The sequence below is a fragment of the Dactylosporangium siamense genome, assembly GCF_016862795.1.
GTDB lineage: Bacteria > Actinomycetota > Actinomycetes > Mycobacteriales > Micromonosporaceae > Dactylosporangium > Dactylosporangium siamense.
In genome coordinates, this window is the sequence record NZ_BONQ01000014.1 from 189,188 (window position 1) to 205,503 (window position 16,316).

General features: G+C 71.1%; 11 protein-coding genes. 6 read left to right on the top strand and 5 right to left on the bottom strand.

What is annotated here, in order from left to right; all coding sequences use genetic code 11:
• Positions 1–24 precede the first annotated feature (24 nt).
• From Dsi01nite_RS02725 to Dsi01nite_RS02740, 4 genes are all read left to right on the top strand, one after another.
• On the top strand, positions 25–966 hold the full coding sequence (locus tag Dsi01nite_RS02725) for an EamA family transporter (protein WP_203844374.1): 942 nt from the start codon (positions 25–27) through the stop codon (positions 964–966).
• Entirely contained in the window at positions 963–1,322 is a 360-nt protein-coding gene (locus tag Dsi01nite_RS02730) for a hypothetical protein (protein WP_203844375.1), read from the top strand. Before Dsi01nite_RS02725 ends, Dsi01nite_RS02730 begins: the two co-directional genes overlap by 4 nt.
• A gap of 886 nt (positions 1,323–2,208) precedes the next feature.
• Positions 2,209–2,682, top strand: coding sequence for a hypothetical protein (locus Dsi01nite_RS02735; RefSeq protein ID WP_203844376.1), 474 nt, complete (start codon positions 2,209–2,211; stop codon positions 2,680–2,682).
• A 201-nt stretch (positions 2,683–2,883) separates the two neighbouring features.
• The gene (locus tag Dsi01nite_RS02740; RefSeq protein ID WP_203844377.1) at positions 2,884–5,991 is read left to right on the top strand and encodes an ATP-binding protein; all 3,108 of its coding nucleotides are present in this window, start codon (positions 2,884–2,886) and stop codon (positions 5,989–5,991) included.
• Between the two features lie 46 nt (positions 5,992–6,037).
• Here Dsi01nite_RS02740 and Dsi01nite_RS02745 read toward each other — a convergent pair whose 3' ends face one another.
• Genes Dsi01nite_RS02745 through Dsi01nite_RS02755 form a run of 3 tightly spaced genes read right to left on the bottom strand, consistent with a single transcriptional unit; the run spans position 6,038 to position 8,524 of the window.
• Positions 6,038–6,820 (bottom strand): ABC transporter permease, encoded by a 783-nt coding sequence (locus Dsi01nite_RS02745; protein WP_203844378.1) that lies wholly within the window; start codon positions 6,818–6,820, stop codon positions 6,038–6,040.
• Positions 6,817–7,830 carry an ATP-binding cassette domain-containing protein gene (locus Dsi01nite_RS02750; protein WP_203844379.1) on the bottom strand — a complete coding sequence of 338 codons (1,014 nt, stop codon included), beginning with the start codon at positions 7,828–7,830 and terminating at the stop codon, positions 6,817–6,819. The genes Dsi01nite_RS02745 and Dsi01nite_RS02750 overlap by 4 nt, the downstream gene beginning before the upstream one ends.
• Before the next feature lie 28 nt (positions 7,831–7,858).
• Positions 7,859–8,524 carry a DUF4097 family beta strand repeat-containing protein gene (locus tag Dsi01nite_RS02755; RefSeq protein ID WP_203844380.1) on the bottom strand — a complete coding sequence of 222 codons (666 nt, stop codon included), beginning with the start codon at positions 8,522–8,524 and terminating at the stop codon, positions 7,859–7,861.
• 456 nt (positions 8,525–8,980) lie between these two features.
• Here Dsi01nite_RS02755 and Dsi01nite_RS02760 point away from each other — a divergent pair, with 456 nt between their 5' ends.
• Positions 8,981–9,199, top strand: coding sequence for a hypothetical protein (locus tag Dsi01nite_RS02760; protein WP_203844381.1), 219 nt, complete (start codon positions 8,981–8,983; stop codon positions 9,197–9,199).
• Between the two features lie 127 nt (positions 9,200–9,326).
• Complete coding sequence (locus Dsi01nite_RS58225; protein ID WP_275423325.1) at positions 9,327–11,045, top strand: HEXXH motif domain-containing protein; 1,719 nt, start codon at positions 9,327–9,329, stop codon at positions 11,043–11,045.
• Positions 11,046–11,054: 9 nt separating this feature from the next.
• Here Dsi01nite_RS58225 and fxsT read toward each other — a convergent pair whose 3' ends face one another.
• On the bottom strand, positions 11,055–15,329 hold the full coding sequence (fxsT, locus tag Dsi01nite_RS02770; RefSeq protein ID WP_203844383.1) for an FxSxx-COOH system tetratricopeptide repeat protein: 4,275 nt from the start codon (positions 15,327–15,329) through the stop codon (positions 11,055–11,057).
• Positions 15,329–16,168: an AAA family ATPase gene (locus tag Dsi01nite_RS02775; RefSeq protein ID WP_203844384.1), complete on the bottom strand. Its 840-nt coding sequence runs from the start codon at positions 16,166–16,168 to the stop codon at positions 15,329–15,331. Before Dsi01nite_RS02775 ends, fxsT begins: the two co-directional genes overlap by 1 nt.
• Positions 16,169–16,316 lie beyond the last annotated feature (148 nt).

Here is a 16,316-nt window from a genome sequence, read left to right on the forward strand (position 1 = left end):
AGCTTAGTGCTAAGCTACTTAGTCATGAGGAACCTTGCCGTGACCACCGCCGTCGCTCCCGCGCTGTGGGGCACCACCTACCTCGTCACCACCGAGCTGCTGCCGGACGGCCGCCCGCTGCTCGCCGGGACGCTGCGGGCCCTGCCCGCCGGCCTGCTGCTGATCGCCGTCGTCGCGACCCTCGCCGGCCGCCGCGCCCTGCCCACCGGCGCCTGGTGGTGGCGCGCCGCGGTGCTCGGCTTCCTGAACATCGGCCTGTTCTTCGCGCTGCTGTTCGTCGCGGCGTACCGGCTGCCGGGCGGGATCGCGGCGGTCCTCGGCGCCCTCGGCCCGTTCGTCGTCGCCGCCATCGCCTTCGCCCTGCTCGACCAGCGCCCCGCCGTCCGCGTGCTGCTCGCCGGCGCGGCCGGTCTGGCCGGCGTCGCCCTGCTGGTGCTGCGCTCCGACGCGGCCCTCGACCCGCTCGGCCTCGCCGCGGCCGCCGCCGGGATGGTGTCCATGTCGTTCGGCACCGTGCTCGGCCGCCGCTGGGGCACCCCGACCGGCCTGCCGGACCGCCGCACGGCGCTGCTGGCACTGACCGGCTGGCAGCTGACCGTCGGCGGGCTGCTGCTCGCACCCGTGATGCTGCTCGTGGAGGGCCCGCCACCCGCGCTGACGTGGACGAACCTCGGCGGCTTCGGGTACCTGTCGCTGGTCGGCACCGCGGGCGCCTACTTCCTGTGGTTCCGCGGGGTGACGGCGCTCGCACCGGCCCGGGTCACGCTGCTCGGCCTGCTCAGCCCCGTGGTGGCGGCGCTGCTCGGGTGGCTGGTGCTGGACCAGTCCCTGTCGCCGGGCCAGCTGCTGGGCGCGACCGCGGTCCTCGCCGCCGTCGTCCTGGGCACGCGCACCCCCACGCCCGCCCCGGCGGCGTCGGCCGCCTCAGCCGCAGCTGTGCGGGTGCCCGCGACGATCGGGCGATGAGCGACCGCACCGTTCATCACCATCCCGCGCTCGGCACCGTGACCTACGCCCCGATTGCCGTATGGAAGGCGTCCTCGTCGGCGCCGCTGGGCGACACCGACGAGGACGGGGTCGTCCTGACGGTCCTCGACGACTCGGAGCTGCCCGCCGGACGTCTGGACGAGGTGGCCGCAACCCCCGCCCGGCTGGACCCGCAGGTCCTGCACGACATCGTCGCTGAGGACTCCCTGGAGCTGTACAACAGCACCTGGCGCCAGGACGACGACGAGCGCTTGGACCGCGACGGCTTCTGCGCCAAGATCCGGCCGACCCTTCGTCGACGTCGACGAAGACCGCCTCACCCTGTACTTCGATGACGGCGGCCTGTTCGGCGAGCACTCGATCCTGCTGAACCTCGAGGTCCTCGACGTCAAGCATGTGCTCTGATTCCCTATCGGGGATCTGGTGTCAAGGCCCGGCTTGACCGGGCTAGCTTCTGGTCGGAGGATCGCTGGTGGGGCAGGTTGCCTCGTTTGTCTGCGCCGCGTGCGCGCGACCTGTCATGCCCCGTGTGGGCTTGCTGAGGGGCCAGACCAGCGGTGGCAATCAGGGCCACGAGGCTCTCCCTCAGACCCCATTTCAACGCCACCCACCGGACCAACCGGGATCCTCATGCAAACCTGGAACCCGGACCGATCAAGTACCGGAGCTCCTTGCATGACCATAAACGTTCACGGCGTTGGATGACATGCGGTTCAGCCTCCAGGCCGGGCGGTGTATCTGCGCTCAGGCTGTGGCGGTGGCAGAACCCGCGCGTGTGCGGCGGCTGTCTGACCAGGAAGGTCGGCAACTGCTTCGAACAACCCGGCGTGGGACCGGTTCAGCGAATCGGCTGCGGCGGGCCGTGATAGTCCTCGCCTCCGCCGGCGGGAACGGTGTGCCGGTCATTGCGAGGCTGGTTCAGGCTGATGAGGACTCGATCCGGCGACCGGTCGAGGTGCAACCGACTCATCCTGCGGGCACCGGGCCATGTCAACGACTCCCAGGACATCGCGCACGACCAGCACCCGTCTGCGCCCACGGCGACGACGGCACCAGCCCAACGACGCTGGATATCACTTTTGGTGTTCGCCCGATTACGATATAGGCTTCCGTGACGCTGAATCACTGGCCGCGATGTCGAGGCGCCCAGGCGCCGGACGGCGCTGCGGATCGCGTGACAGTTGAACAGGTTCCAATATCGACGGAGGCACCACACCGCTCATGAGCACCAACAATTACGAGGACCAGATCAAGGTTATCGCCGACGGCATCGAACGCACGAATCCCGCACCGTTGTCGAACGCGCCGCCCGACGTGACGTACTTGGCCGCGACGCTCACGACCGGACGGGCGATCCGCTGGGTGACGGCGGACCTCAGCGGGACGTCGCACCCCGAGGGCAAGGTCATGATCTTCACCGATGGTAAGATCATCTCGATCAAGCGCAGCGACCAGGGCGACCTTGACGTGGCGGTGACGCCGCGCCGGGACCTGCACAGTTTCGAGTTCTCGGCGAACGCCACGCACCACTGGGGCAAGCGGGACAAGCCGTTCTGGCCGACTGATGCTCGGATCACTGCCACGTTCGCCGACGGCTCGACCGTGAGCCTGCCGTTGGGCGATGGCATCCTGGGGACCGATGCCTGCGCGGAGTTCGCCGCGTTCTTGCCCGACCTATTGCGCGACGTCACCTGACAGCAGCGTCATCGGCGCTAGTGCGTTGACCACCACGGTAGCGGCGTGAGCAGGCCAATACCGGCAACCTATGTGGTCAACGCACTAGCGGGCTGACGACCGAGCCGACGGCCAGGTACCACCGACCCGGCCGACGTAACGAACGGCACGCTGCGCGGACCGTGGGCAGCGGCCCGCGCCGGGCTTTGCGATCATGCTCGCGTGCGTGTCGAGCTGCTGGGTCCGGTCGTGGCCACCGAGGACGACGGGACGCCGGTGACCGTGCCCGGCGCCCGGGTCCGGATGCTGCTGGCGAGGCTGGCGCTGGAGGAGGGCCGGCCGGTGCACCCCGACACCCTGGTCGACGACCTGTGGGGGGAGCAGCCGCCCGCCGGGGCCGCCGCGGCCCTGCAGGGCCTCGCGTCCCGGCTGCGCAGGGTGCTGGGCGGGGCCGGCGCGGTCCAGTTCGCCGCCGGTGGCTACCGGCTGCCGGTGCGCGGCGAGGACGTGGATGTGCACCGGTTCGAGCAGCTGGCCGCGCAGGGCCGCCGCGAGCTGGCGGCCGGTCGGGCCAGGGAGGCCGCGTCGACGCTCGCCGCCGCCAGGCGCCTGTGGCGCGGGGCGGCCCTCGCCGACGTGCTGGAGGCGCCGTTCGCCCGCACCGCGGCGACCCGGCTCGACGAGATGCGGGCCGACGCCGTCGAGGACCTCTTCGAGGCGGAGCTGCAACTGGGCCGTCACGCCGAGGCGCTGACCGGTCTCGCGGCGGCCGCCGCGGAACGGCCCCTCAGCGAGCGGCTCGCCACGCTCCGCATGCGGGCGCTGTCGGCGGCCGGGCGGCAGTCGGACGCGCTCGCCGTCTACGAGGAGGTGCGGGCCAGGCTCGGCGACGAGCTCGGCGTCGATCCGACGGTGGAGCTGCGGGAGGTGCACCTGGCGTTGCTCCGCGGGGAGCTGGACCGGCCCGCGACGCAGGCGGTGGAGGTCGCGCCGAGCCGGTTGCCGGCCAGCGTCACCAGTTTCATCGGCCGGGAGGACGAGCTCGGCCGGGTCGCCCGGCTGATGGGCGCCGCGCGGCTGGTCACCATCGTCGGGCCCGGCGGCGCCGGCAAGACCAGGCTGTCGCTGGAGGCGGCGCGGCGCGACCCGGCATACGAGCGCGGCCGGGTGTGGTTCGTGCCGCTGGCCGGGCTCAGCGAGGACGACCCGGAGCGGCTGGCCGACACCGTCCTCAGCGTGGTCGGCTCGGCGCACGGGCGCCTCTACGACGGCGCGAAGCCGATGGCGGCGGCCGTCGACCGGCTCACCGAGATGCTCGACGTCGGCGACGCCGTGCTGATGCTGGACAACTGCGAGCATCTCGTCGGGGCGGCCGCGCAGCTCGCCGACGAGCTGCTCGGCGGGCTGGCGCAGCTGCGGATCCTCGCCACCAGCCGGGAGCCCCTGGCGATCACCGGGGAGGCGTTGTGCCACCTCGGACCCCTCGCACTGCCCGCCGGGGAACCGGACCTCGCCACGGCGGCCGAGGCGGCAGCGGTGCGGTTGTTCGTCGACCGGGCCGGAGGTGTACGACCAGGCTTCGCGCTGGACGAGTCCACAGTGGACGCGGTGGTGGAGATCTGCCGGCGGCTGGACGGGATGCCGCTCGCGCTGGAGCTGGCGGCGGTGAAGCTGCGCTCGATGACGGTCGACCAGGTCGCCCGCCGGCTCGACGACCGGTTCCGGCTGCTGACGTCGGGCAGCCGGGCCGCGTTGCCGCGGCAGCGGACCCTGCTGGCGATGGTCGAGTGGAGCTGGGACCTGCTCGACGAGGCGGAGCGGACCCTGGCGCGCCGGCTGTCGGCGTTCCCCGGCGGGGCCGTCCTGACCGCGCTGGAAGCGGTCTGCGCCGACGCGTCCCTGCCGTCGCGGGACGTGCTCTACGTGCTGGACTCGCTGGTGGAGAAGTCCATCGTGCAGCAGACCGGCGGCCGGTACCGGATGCTGGAGACGGTTCGTGCGTACGGGGCGGAGCAGCTGGCCGCCTCGGGTGACGACGTGTCGACCCGCTTCGCCGACTACTACCTGACCCTGGCCGAGCAGCACGAGCCGCTGCTGCGCGGGCGGGAGCAGCTGCGGGCCTTCGCGGTCTTCGACGCCGAGCACGACAACATGACGGCGGCGCTGCGTTCCGCCCTGGACGCCGGTGACGTCGCCAGGACGGCGCGCTTCATCAAGGCGCTGTTCTGGTACTGGGGAAACCGCGGCCTGAACAACCAGCTCGAGACGTTCATGGGCGCGCTGTCCGACCTCGGTGCCGCCGTGCCGGACGAGGCCCGGCGTGCCGTCGACCTGGTGCGGTCGACGTCCGGCACGCAGGAGATCCACCCCGCCCGGCTGCTGTGGATCTCGCAACGGGCGTTCACCCCCGACGCCGCCTCCGACGACGGGCAGTTCCAGCAGTCGCTGACGTCGCCGGATCCGTGGGTACGGGCCACCGCGCACTGGGCGCACAACTTCACCCTCGTCGAACAGGGCGACCTGGAGGGCGGCGCCGCGGCGCGCGAGGAGGCGGTGCGCGGCTTCGAGGAGGTCGGTGACCGCTGGGGGCTGGTCATGAGCCTGCTCGCCATCGGGCGGGTGCCGTCGCTGCGCGGCGACTTCGCGACCTCGATCGCCGCGTTCGAACGCGCGGTCGCGATCAGCGCCGAGCTCGGCACCGAGGACTACCTGTACTGGACCAGGAACCGGCTGGCCCGGGAACGGATGCGCGCCGGTGACCTGGACGGCGCCCGGCGCGACCTGCGGGCGATGCAGGACCGGGCCGAGCAGCTGGGCCAGCGACGGCGGGAGGCGGCGATCCTGTTCAGCGTCGCCGGCTGGCAGCGTCGCGCGGGCGAGCTCGACGCGTCGGAGCGCACGCTCGACACCATGCTGACCCTGGTGGACCGGTTGCCGTATCCGGAGCAGATGGCCCGGGACCTCATCGACGGCACCCGGCTGATGAACCGGCTCGCGGCGCGCGATGCCGCCGGAGCCCGGGACCTGCTGCCGAGGGCGGTGCGGCCCAACATCACCCGCAACCAGAGCAACGGGCTCGCCTGGGCCGCCGAGCAGGTCGGCGAGCTGCTCGCCCTGGAGGACCGGCCGGTCGACGCGGCCACGGTGCTGGGCTGGAGCGAGGCGATCCGCGGTGCCTTCGACCACGGCGAGCCGGCGTTGCGCGTCCTGGTCGCCGGGCTCGTCGGACGCCTCGGCGAGGACGGCTACCGCGACGCGTACGAGCGGGGTGCCCGGCTGTCCCGGCAGGACGCGCTGGACCGGCTGACCGGGACGATCGGCACGCACTGAAGCGGCGCACACCGGCGTGTTGCCGATGTGCGCCGTCTTCCAGCGGTCACTTCGATTCGCTGTTGAACTTCGAGGTGGACCAGGAGTAGCCGAGGACGGAGAGCCCGACGCACCAGGCCACCGCGAGCCAGCCGTTGTGGCCGATCTCGCTGCCGAGCAGCAGCCCGCGGAGGGTCTCGATGGCCGGCGTGAACGGCTGGTACTCGGCGATCGGCTGGAACCAGCCCGGCATCGCGTGGATCGGGACGAAGGCGCTGGACAGCAGCGGCAGCAGGATGAGCGGCGTGGCGTTGTTGCTGGCCGCCTCGGCGTTCGGGCTGACCAGGCCCATCCCCACGGCGATCCAGGTGAGCGCGGTGGCGAAGAGGACGAGCAGGCCGAATGCCGCCAGCCACTCCAGCACGCCGGCGCCGGAGGACCGGAACCCGATGGCGACGCCGACCGCGCCGACCACGGTCACGCTCATGACGGACTGCAGGACGCTGCCGATGACGTGCCCGACGAGGACCGATCCGCGGTGGATGGCCATGGTGCGGAAGCGGGCGATGATGCCCTCGGTCATGTCGTTGGAGACGGACACCGCGGTGCCGACGACCGTGCTGCCGATGGTCATGAGGAGCAGCCCGGGGACGATGTACCCGATGTACTCCGTCCGCCCGCCGCCGATCCCGGAGCCCATCGCGTCGCCGAAGATGTAGACGAAGAGCAGCAGCAACATGATCGGCGTCAGCAGCAGGTTCAGCGTGAGCGACGGGTAGCGCCGGGCGTGCAGGAGGTTGCGGCGCAGCATCGTGGACGAGTCGCGGACGGTGAGGGCGAGAGTGCTCATCGGACGGCCTCCTTGGCCTGGGCGGGGACGGTGGCGTGGGCGTTGGTGGCGTGGGCGTTGGTGGTGCGGGCGTCGGTGGCGTGGGCGTCGCCGGTGAGGGCGAAGAACACGTCGTCGAGGTCGGGGGTGTGCACGGTCAGCTCGTCCGCCTCGATGCCGGCGGAGTCCAGCCGGTCCAGGACGGAGCGCAGCTCGCGCTGGCTGCCACCGCTGGGGATCTGCAGGGCGAGGGCGTCGTCGTCGCCGGTGGCGTCGCGCAGCGCGAGACCCGCGGACCGGTACGCGATGGGATCGGTGAAGCGGAGCCGGATGTGCCCGCCGGGAATGAGCCGCTTGAGCTCGCCGGCGGTGCCCTCGGCGGCGATCCTGCCGTGGTTGAGCACCGCGATGCGGTCGGCGAGCTGGTCGGCCTCCTCGAGGTACTGGGTGGTGAGGAAGACGGTGGCGCCGTCGGTGACCAGCTCGCGGATGATCTGCCACATGTTGTGGCGGCTGCGGGGGTCGAGGCCGGTGGTGGGTTCGTCGAGGAAGATGATGCTCGGGTTGCCGACCAGCGTCATGGCCAGGTCGAGGCGGCGTTTCATGCCACCGGAGTAGGTCGACGCGGGCTTCTTCGCCGCGTCGGTGAGGTCGAAGCGGGCCAGGAGGTTCGCGGCGGTGCGGCGGCCCTCCCGCTTGGTCAGGTGGTGCAGGTCGGCCATGAGGAGCATGTTCTCCTCGCCGGTGATCAGGTTGTCGACGGCGGAGAACTGGCCGGTGACCCCGATCGACGCGCGCACCTTCTGCGGGTCCGTGGCGAGGTCGTGGCCGCCGATCCGGACGGCGCCGGTGCCCGTGCCCGGGGAGGTGAGCGTGGACAGGATCTTGACGGCGGTGGTCTTGCCGGCGCCGTTCGGGCCGAGCAGGGAGAAGATGGTGCCTTCCGGGACGGTCAGGTCGACACCGTCGAGCACGACCTTGTCGCCGTAGGACTTGTGGAGGTTGTTCGCTGCGATGGCCAGGCTGGACATGGTGGGGGGCTCCTCGGTGATGGTGGTGTCAGAGGCTGCGGGCGAGGATGTCGCCGTATGCGGTGCTCGCGTGGATGGTCAGGTCCGGGGTGCCGTCGGTGTTCCTCAGCGCGTTGTGGATGCGACCGTGACCGGTGCCGGCGTCCAGCGAGGCGGAGACACCGTTGGCGGCGCTGATCGACACGTCGCCGGCCTGGGTCCGCAGCGTGACGGTGCCGCGCACGGCCTCGGCGACGCGGATGTCGCCCTTCGCGGTGCTGATCTCCGCGGAACCGTTGACCCGCCCGACGGACACGTCACCGACGAGGGTGGTGAGGCGGACGCTCGCCGCCTCGTCGACCTTGACCGCCCCGTGCGCGGCGTCGAACACGACGTCGCCGTATCGCCCGACCGCCCGGAACTCCGCGCTGGCCGCCTTCACCTCGACCTGCGATCCGGCCGGCAGCTCGACCGTCACCTCGACGTATCCCGAACTGCCGAGGATCTGATGTTTCGCCGGCGCCACCACCCGCAGGACGCCGTCGCCGTATTCGACCGTGGTCTCCTGCGCCACCTTCACGTCGCGGCTCTTCGACGCGTCCACCGGCAGCACCTCAACGGTCGTGTCCGCCCGGTCACCGGCGACGAACCGCACCCGCCCCGCGGGGATGTCCAGCACGGCCGAGATCGGGTTGGGGGTTTCGAACTGCTGCATCGCCTGCTCCTCTGGCTGTGCGGACCGGTCGTCCGCTGTGCACAGAGATTGGCCGGGCCCGCTGACAGCGCCCTAACAGCCCGCTGACAGCCCCGATCAGCGCGCGTTCACCGCTGACAGCGGGCGCGCCCGCCGCACGCCGCCGAGCGCGGGGCTCCAAGGAATCCCCCGCAACGTCACCTCGGGCGCCCGCCGACGCGACTTCCGGTGGTGAGAAACAGGACCCTTGTCCGCAACGTCTGGCCGTTCGCGCCTCGACGACTGCGCCCGGCTCATGCCGGTCGGGTCAGGCCGGCGGCCCCCGGATGTCGGCGCCTTTGGGACGGTGCCCCCCATCGTCTGGACCCGACCGCTGGTTGTGATAATCGCAACGAGACGTTGCCAATGCGGTCCACTCGGAGCACGCATGCCGTGGGAGGATGGGACCGCCACACCACGCGAAGGGGCATCCCTAGGATGGATGGAGCGCCGACCGATATCGAGTCCGAGCTGCTGGACTTGTCGTCGGTCACCATCGCGACGCTACGAAAAGCAGACCTGGCGGGTCTGGACGCGGCGACCACCCGGGTCGTCGCGCGCATTGCCGACACCGAAGGCAGCATCAGCGGCTACAGCGGTTCGTTCTCCGGACGGATGAGGCCGGATTCTGAGGCGCCGGCGGACCGTGTCGACTGACGTCGGTTCTCTTGGCTCATTCCATTCCGTATCAGTCCGCGATTTCCAGTCGCTCGCCCATGGCGCCGGGGACGAAGCGCTCATTGCCGCCCTGTTGCAGTCGGAGCGAAGCTGGCGGCTGACACTGGTGTTCAGCCTTCTCGGCTCCGTCTCCGACGGCACCATGGTTGACAGCCCGCTGGCCGGTCTGGACACCGCTTGGGCGCTTCTCGCCCGGGCGTCCGATGTCGATCGCGATGTCACCGAGGACCTGATGGGCCGTCCGGAGGTGGGCGTCTGGGCGTCGCACACGTTGCGACGGCTGCGGCGCAACCCGCCGTCGGACATCCCGCTGTGGGCCGAGCTCGGATACCTGCACGCGTTGGCTGCGGCGGCCGCGATCCGGACCGGCCTGACAGCCGAACTCGACATCCCGGTCCGGCACGGGACCGCGGTCATTCCCACCGTCGGGTCGGCGATGCTGCCGCTGGACAGCCCGTTCGGCACGGCGCACGTCCGGACGGGCCCTGGCGGCACCGAGATCTCCGCTTCGGGTGCGGTGGTGCGGATCGCCACCGATTGCCCCGCCTGGCACGAGCCGATCCGCGTGCGGGTGGGCCACGACGAGACCGATCTCCGGGTGGAGCTCGCGGACCGCGACGCGTACCGGGACCTCCGCGGGCCCTCCGCGCCACGGCCGTTGCATCCGGCTGAGACGGCCCGTTGGCGAAGCATGCTCAGCGAGGCATGGGCGATCCTCATCCGGGACCATCAGCCGGCCGCCAGGGCGATCGCCGCCGGCATCCGGGTCCTGTCGCCGGTGCCCGCCAAGGAGCCGTTCCGGCAGCTCTCCGCCTCCGGTGGTGAGGCCTTCGGCGGCATGCTGCTGTCGTTTCCGGACGACTCCACCCAGCTCGCCGTCACGCTGGTGCACGAGTTTCAGCATCAGAAGCTCGGAGCGCTGCTCCACCTGTTGACCCTGACCACCGACGAGCCGTCAGTCCGGTACTACGCCGGATGGCGCGATGATCCCCGGCCCGCGGGTGGTCTCCTGCAGGGCGCCTACGCGTTCGCCGGGGTGACGGAGTTCTGGCGGACACACCGGTTCCGTTGCCGACCGGCCGCAGCGGCCCTGGCCCATTTCGAGTTCGCCTTGTGGCGCCGGCAGACGCTGCGGGTGCTCCGCACGCTGGCAGGATCGGGTCGCCTGACCGGCCACGGCAGCCGGTTCGTCGGCGACCTCCTGCAGCAGGTCGAGGAGCACGAGCGCGAGCCGGTGCCGAGGGTCGAGGCCACGTTGGCCGCCGACCTGGCGCTCGACCACGAGGCGCTGTGGCGGGCACACAACATCGTCGTCCCGGACCTCGTTGTCGCGGATCTGGTCGCCGCTTGGGCACGCGGAGCCTCGGCACCGATCCCGGCCGAGGCATCGTCGGCCGTTCGGGCGACCCCTGACGTGGGACTGCTGGACAGTCGTGCGGTGCTCGCCAGGTATCGCTTGACGCGAGCATCGGCCTTCGAACAGTTCCAGAATGACCCGGAGACGGTGAGCGCGAGCGTCCTGGGCGCGTCCGCGGCCGATGTCGCCCTCATCGCCGGGGATCGGGAAGCAGCTGGTCGCGCATACCGGGTTCGGGTCGAAACCGCGTCGGACGACGTTCACGGCCTGGTGGGGCTGGGCCTGTCACGGCCGGACCGGACCGCCGACCCGGTGGCCCGGGCGCTGCTCCGGCGGCCCGAGCTGGTGCGCGCGATGGCCGCCCGGTTGTCCGTTTCCGGCGCCGTGGACGTCGTCAGGCTCGCTGCCTGGATCGGCGCTGCGCTCCCGCCGGACCGGCCCGACCCGATCGGATGGCGGGCGGTCTGACGGCCCCGCTCAGAGCGGCATCAGGTCGATGTCGCAGTTCGCGCGGATGCCCTCCACCGCCGCGACGGTCGCCGGATGGTCCGGGCCGAGCACTGCCCGGAACCTTGCCATCGTGTCCTCCAGAAGGGCGACGGCGTCCGACTCCCGGCTGAGCCCACGCAGGTCGAGGCCGAGGTTGTGAGCGCAGCACAGCGTGGTGGGATGGTTGACGCCAAGCTGGCTGCGGCACCGGCGCAGCATGTCGAAGTCGAGGTCGTGGGCCGCCTGGAGCGCTCCGAGCGCGTAGTAGGCACTGGCGAGGTTGATCCCGCTCGCCAGCACCAGGGCATGCTGCTCGTCGAGCCGATCGGCCAGCACCCGATGGGCGCGCTCGCCCCAGATGCGAGCGTCCTCGGTCCCCCCGGACAGTCGCAGGATGATGGCGTGGTCCACTTCGGCGCCGGCGGTGTGCGGGTGCGTGGGTCCGTACAGCTCCCGCAGGCGGTCCACGGCGAACGCTCCGGCCACGAGCGCGGCTGAGAGGTCACCGGTGACCCGCAGGTCGATCGAGGACGTCAGCGTTGCCAGCACGGTGTCCGGATGCCTGTCCCCGTACCGGTACCTGTAGCGCTTGAGCACGTCGGTCGAGCTCTGCAACGCACCGGCCTGGTCACCGGCCTTGCGCCGGAAGATGGCCAGGCTGTGGGACTGCCGGAGCAGGTCCGGATGGTCCTCGTCACCGACCAGCCGGCGAACGGCGTCGACGACGTTCTCCTGCTGGTTGCGTGCTGTGATCCAGTCTCCGAGCTCGCGACTGTCGAGGTTGACGCCGCCGTAGGTGTCCAGGGTGATGAGGTGGTTCGTTCCGTACATCAGGATGAGACGGTTGTGTGTCTGCCTGCCCACCTGGAGGGCCTGGTCGTACCTGCCCGACAGACGCATGCTGACCGCCAGGTTGTGTGCCGCCCTCAGGGTCTCCGGAACCTCGTCGCCGAAGTTGCGTTGCGCTCGTTCGTACACCGTGCTCGACTGATCGAGGGCGCTGGCGAAGTCGCCGGCGATGCGGTAGTCGGCTGCCACCGCACCGATCGCACTGAGCGTCTCCTGGCTGTTCTCCCCGAAGGTCTCACGGTTCAGCTCGACGGTGCGCGCGTTGATACGGGCGGCGGCGGGGTAGTCACCGACGACGAAGTACATGAACCCGAGCCAGTACGCCATGTTCAACGTGTCGGGATGGTCCTCACCCAGTGCCTCGGTCCACGCGTCGTGGGCGCGAAGGGCAAAGTCGCGGGCGCCGGTCAGGTCTCCCCACCGCCACAGGTACTTCGCCTCGTCCAGGATCAGGGTGTGCACTCGTTCGTCAACCGAGCGCTCCGCCGCCGACGCGATGATGTGAGGGTAGAGCTCGGCGAACAGCGGCCATTTCTGTGCCTCGTCCGGGAATCCCGGGTTGGCGCCGGCCAGCAACAGGTGCGCGGTCTGTCGCATGGCCTCCCGATCCTCGGCGCTCAACTGTGCGATCAGCACCCGCTGGGCGAGCCTGTGCAACTGAAACGAGTTCGTCCGGTAGTCCATCCGTGCCAGGGAGAATCGGCTGATCGACCGGATCGCCTGCGTCAGCCGATTCTTGTTGCGGAGCACGCGGTCGAGGTCGGGATGCACATTCGCGGTTCCGGAGCGCTGCAGCAGTGCCTCGCTGATGGGCTCCGGCGCCAGGAACGCGACGACCTGCAGCAGGCGCAGTGCCTCCCGGTCGCGTTTCTCCACCGCGTCGAGGGCGATGTTCCAGGCGGCGGCCACAAAGTCCGGGAAGTCCTGCCCACCCACGTCGTCCTGGAAGTAGGCAAGGCTTCCGTTGAGCTTTTCGAGGTACTCGTCGGCAGGCATTTCGGTCGCCGCGCGATACGCCGCCGCCAGCTCGATGGCCAGCGGCAGGTCACCCAGGGCGGCGGACAACCGGTCGGCCTCGTCGAACAGCAGCGCCGGGCTCCGCTTGCGGAGCAGCTCGATGCTCTCGTGCCGATCGAACACGTCGACCCGCAGGCCATCGGCCACATCTGTCCACTGTGGATTTCGGGACGTCACGACGATGCTGCCGGTTCCTTCCAGGGGGAAGAACCGCTGGACCTCCTCCGGCGACTCGGCATTGTCGAAGATCAACAGCCAGTTGGAGTGCGGCCGGCCGAGCCGCAACGCGTCAAGGACGAGGGGCACCGCGGTGGTAGCCGTCGCGGTGGCGGAGATGCCGAGCTTCTGGGCCAGCTCCACCAGGGCCGACGTGATCTGTGCCGGGCGTTCGGCCGGGATCCACCAGATCAGGTCGTAGTCCTTGAGCCGCTGATGGACGTACTCGATCACGAGCTGGGACTTGCCCACGCCGCCCGATCCGTGCACGGCCTCCGGTAGCACCGCTGTCGTGCCCGACCGCAGGCGCCGGTGCAGCGCGTCGAGCAGGTCGCGCCGGCCGGTGAAGTTGAGATTCCGGGGCGGGAGGTTGTTGGTGATGGCGTCGGGCCGGCCGTCGGACGCCGGGTCGGTCCGGGGGTTGGCGACGCCGGCCGACCCGGCGCCTGCTTCCGGCAGTGAATCAGCGCCCGAGGTAGGCAAGTACGATGATTCAGACATGATCCGCTCCGTAGATGCGCCCGGGTTGAGGTGAACTGGGTCGACATTTCGGCCGAGCATGGGCAACGGTCCCCCGATCACCTGTTTGAGGTGTCGGTGGGCCACGAGATGAGGACCGCTCAGGGCCTGGTAGACCTTCAGCTCGACCCGCGCGTGCGGACGGCTTGCCGGGTCCACCTGATGGGCGGCCACACTGTGCGGATGTCGCACCCGGCTGCCGAGCCCGCGCACGCCGGGAACATCGCCGGCCAGTATCTCCTCGACCAGATCCTGCACCGCGATCGTGCGGTCGCGCTGTCCCAGTGACAACAGGCGTTCCCGGACACCGTCGGCGAATTCATAGGCGATGGCGCCCCGGTCCCGGCGGGCGCCCGGCAGGCCGGTCGGCTGGATCAGATCGCTCGACAGCACCTCGACCAGGTGGCTCGGGCCGGCCCTCGGCGTGAACCGCTGGATGGCCCAGATCATCTCGTCGGTCAGCGGAGCGGCCGCGAGCAGGGTCGCCAACACCCGTGCGGTCGGCGACCGCGAGGCCCGGAACTCGATGACGAGGTCCGACGCCGAGGCGCCGCCACTGGCCGGTGGTGGCTGGTAATGCGGCGAGGTGATCACCGCCGGCATGGTGACCGGACCCGTTCCGGTGCCGGCCACCAGCCGGGACCACCGCCTCAGCCACCCCTCGCCGAGTTCGAGCACGGGAATGGCCACCGTGCCGGGCTCCGGGAAGTCGGACGCTCCCCGCCTGCCGAGGCCGCTCTCCGTCCAGGACATGCTTCCGGTGCACCTGGCCGGCCCGTCCGGATGCCACGTGACCGCGGTGGTGGCGAGCGTCTGCCGCCAGAGCTCCTGCGGCATCAGGTGCACGGTGGTGACGACCATGCTCGCCGCCCACCTCGCCGCGACCCGTTGCACGGCACCGCGGCGCCACAGCCCGGACCAGCTCTGGGTCAGCACGAAGACCATCCGCCGGCCCGTGAGGTCGACCACGCTCGCGGCCGTCTCAGGCGCGCCGCCCGGACCCGACCGGAGCATGACGCCGCCGTGCTCGCCCTCGACCAGCCATCGCACCTGGATGGTGCGGAACACCGCCTGGCGGCGCAGGCCGGCCACGAAGTCGGCGATGGCGTCGTGCCAGGCGTCGATCAGCGGACTCTCGTCGATGACGACGACCGCGTCCCAGCGGCGTTCGGCGGTCGGTCGCAGGACCGGCGTCCATCGCCGGGTGACGACACCCAGCTCGGCCGTCGACTCCTCGTCGAGTTCGCGGGTCACGGGCGACGCCACAACCAGGCGCAGCGCGCCCAGCGTGTCGGCCCGGCTCGGCACGCGGTGCGACCCGACCACGGATCTGGCTGCGAGCCGGCCCTCCCAGACCGCGGATCCGGTCTCGCCGGAGCCGTCCGGCGGGACCGGAACGAAGTAGGGACCGTCGTCCGCCGGCGGCCGGGCGGTGGGCAGGCCCGGACCCCCGGTGGGCGGATCCGCGACGTCGACGACGTCGTCCGGTGACTTCCGCGGCGCCTCGGTCGCGGCGCCGTCGTCCACAGCGGCCCGGCCGAACCCCGGACGGCTGGCCAGCCACAGCGCGTCGGCGATCTCGAACCCGGCGAGCCCGGCCACCGTGGGCCACTGGCGGGGAACCCCCGGCGACGGACGCGCGGACGGCGTGGAATCGACCACTACAGCCTGCCTGGGGCGAGCCTGCGCCATACCGCGTCGAAGAGCCTGTCCCACTCGCTCGCCGAGGCCAGCGAGTCGACGCCCGACAGGGCGAGGAACACCGCATTGAGCAGTTGGTCGGCAGCGACGGTCCCGTGCTCCCCGCGCCGCTCGACGAACGTCCTGATGAGTTCCCGGACGTGCTCGTCGGACACCGACAGATGCGCCGCGACCAGGTCAGCCAGGGCGGACTCGTCGAGGTCCGGCAGGTCGAGCCGCAGACAGCGACGCAGGAACGGCGCGGGGAAGTCGCGCTCCCCGTTGGAGGTGATGACGATGACCGGGAACGCGTGGCAGGTCACCACGCCGTCCCGGATCGTGGCCCGGCGGCCCGGGTCGGCGATGTGCACCTCGACCGCTTCCTGCCGGCTCCGCAGCCGGATCAGCTCCGGCACGGTGTAGGTGCCGTCCTCGAAGACGTTGAGCAGGTCGTTCGGCAGGTCGACGTCGCACTTGTCGAGCTCGTCGATGAGCAGCACACGTGGACGGGCGTGCGGAAGCAACGCCGTGCCGAGTGGTCCGAGGTGGATGAAGTCCCCGACAAGCGATGCGCCGGTGGTGGCGTCACCGGCGTCGGCCGCCGCCTGCGCCCGACCGATCGCGTCGTAGTCGTAGAGTCCGGAGCGCATCGTCGACCTCGACGTGATCGACCAGTGCAGGACCCGGCCGAGCCCGAGGTCGCGGGCGATCTGATAGGCGAGACCGGACTTCCCCACGCCCGGATTGCCGGTCACCAGGAGAGGACGGCGCAGCATCAGTGCGGCGTTGATGATGTCGAGCTGGTCGCGCTTCGGGCGCATTGCCGCAGTCCGGCCGAGCCTGCGTGCGGCCTCGTCGGGATCATCGGGGGGCGGGAGGAGATCGGGACCACCGCGAAAGTCACGCCACGGCGGCGGGGCCGGCCAATCGGTCTCGGCGGCGATCCCGACCGACCGGTCGGATCCGCCA

Bases quoted from the DNA above. Each gene is read 5' to 3' on its own strand.
- Dsi01nite_RS02725 (WP_203844374.1), top strand. From the start codon at position 25: ATGAGGAACCTTGCCGTGACCACCGCCGTCGCTCCCGCGCTGTGGGGC.
- Dsi01nite_RS02730 (WP_203844375.1), top strand. From the start codon at position 963: ATGAGCGACCGCACCGTTCATCACCATCCCGCGCTCGGCACCGTGACC.
- Dsi01nite_RS02735 (WP_203844376.1), top strand. From the start codon at position 2,209: ATGAGCACCAACAATTACGAGGACCAGATCAAGGTTATCGCCGACGGC.
- Dsi01nite_RS02745 (WP_203844378.1), bottom strand. From the start codon at position 6,820: ATGAGCACTCTCGCCCTCACCGTCCGCGACTCGTCCACGATGCTGCGC.
- Dsi01nite_RS02750 (WP_203844379.1), bottom strand. From the start codon at position 7,830: ATGTCCAGCCTGGCCATCGCAGCGAACAACCTCCACAAGTCCTACGGC.
- Dsi01nite_RS02755 (WP_203844380.1), bottom strand. From the start codon at position 8,524: ATGCAGCAGTTCGAAACCCCCAACCCGATCTCGGCCGTGCTGGACATC.
- Dsi01nite_RS02760 (WP_203844381.1), top strand. From the start codon at position 8,981: ATGGATGGAGCGCCGACCGATATCGAGTCCGAGCTGCTGGACTTGTCG.
- Dsi01nite_RS02775 (WP_203844384.1), bottom strand. From the start codon at position 16,168: ATGCGCCCGAAGCGCGACCAGCTCGACATCATCAACGCCGCACTGATG.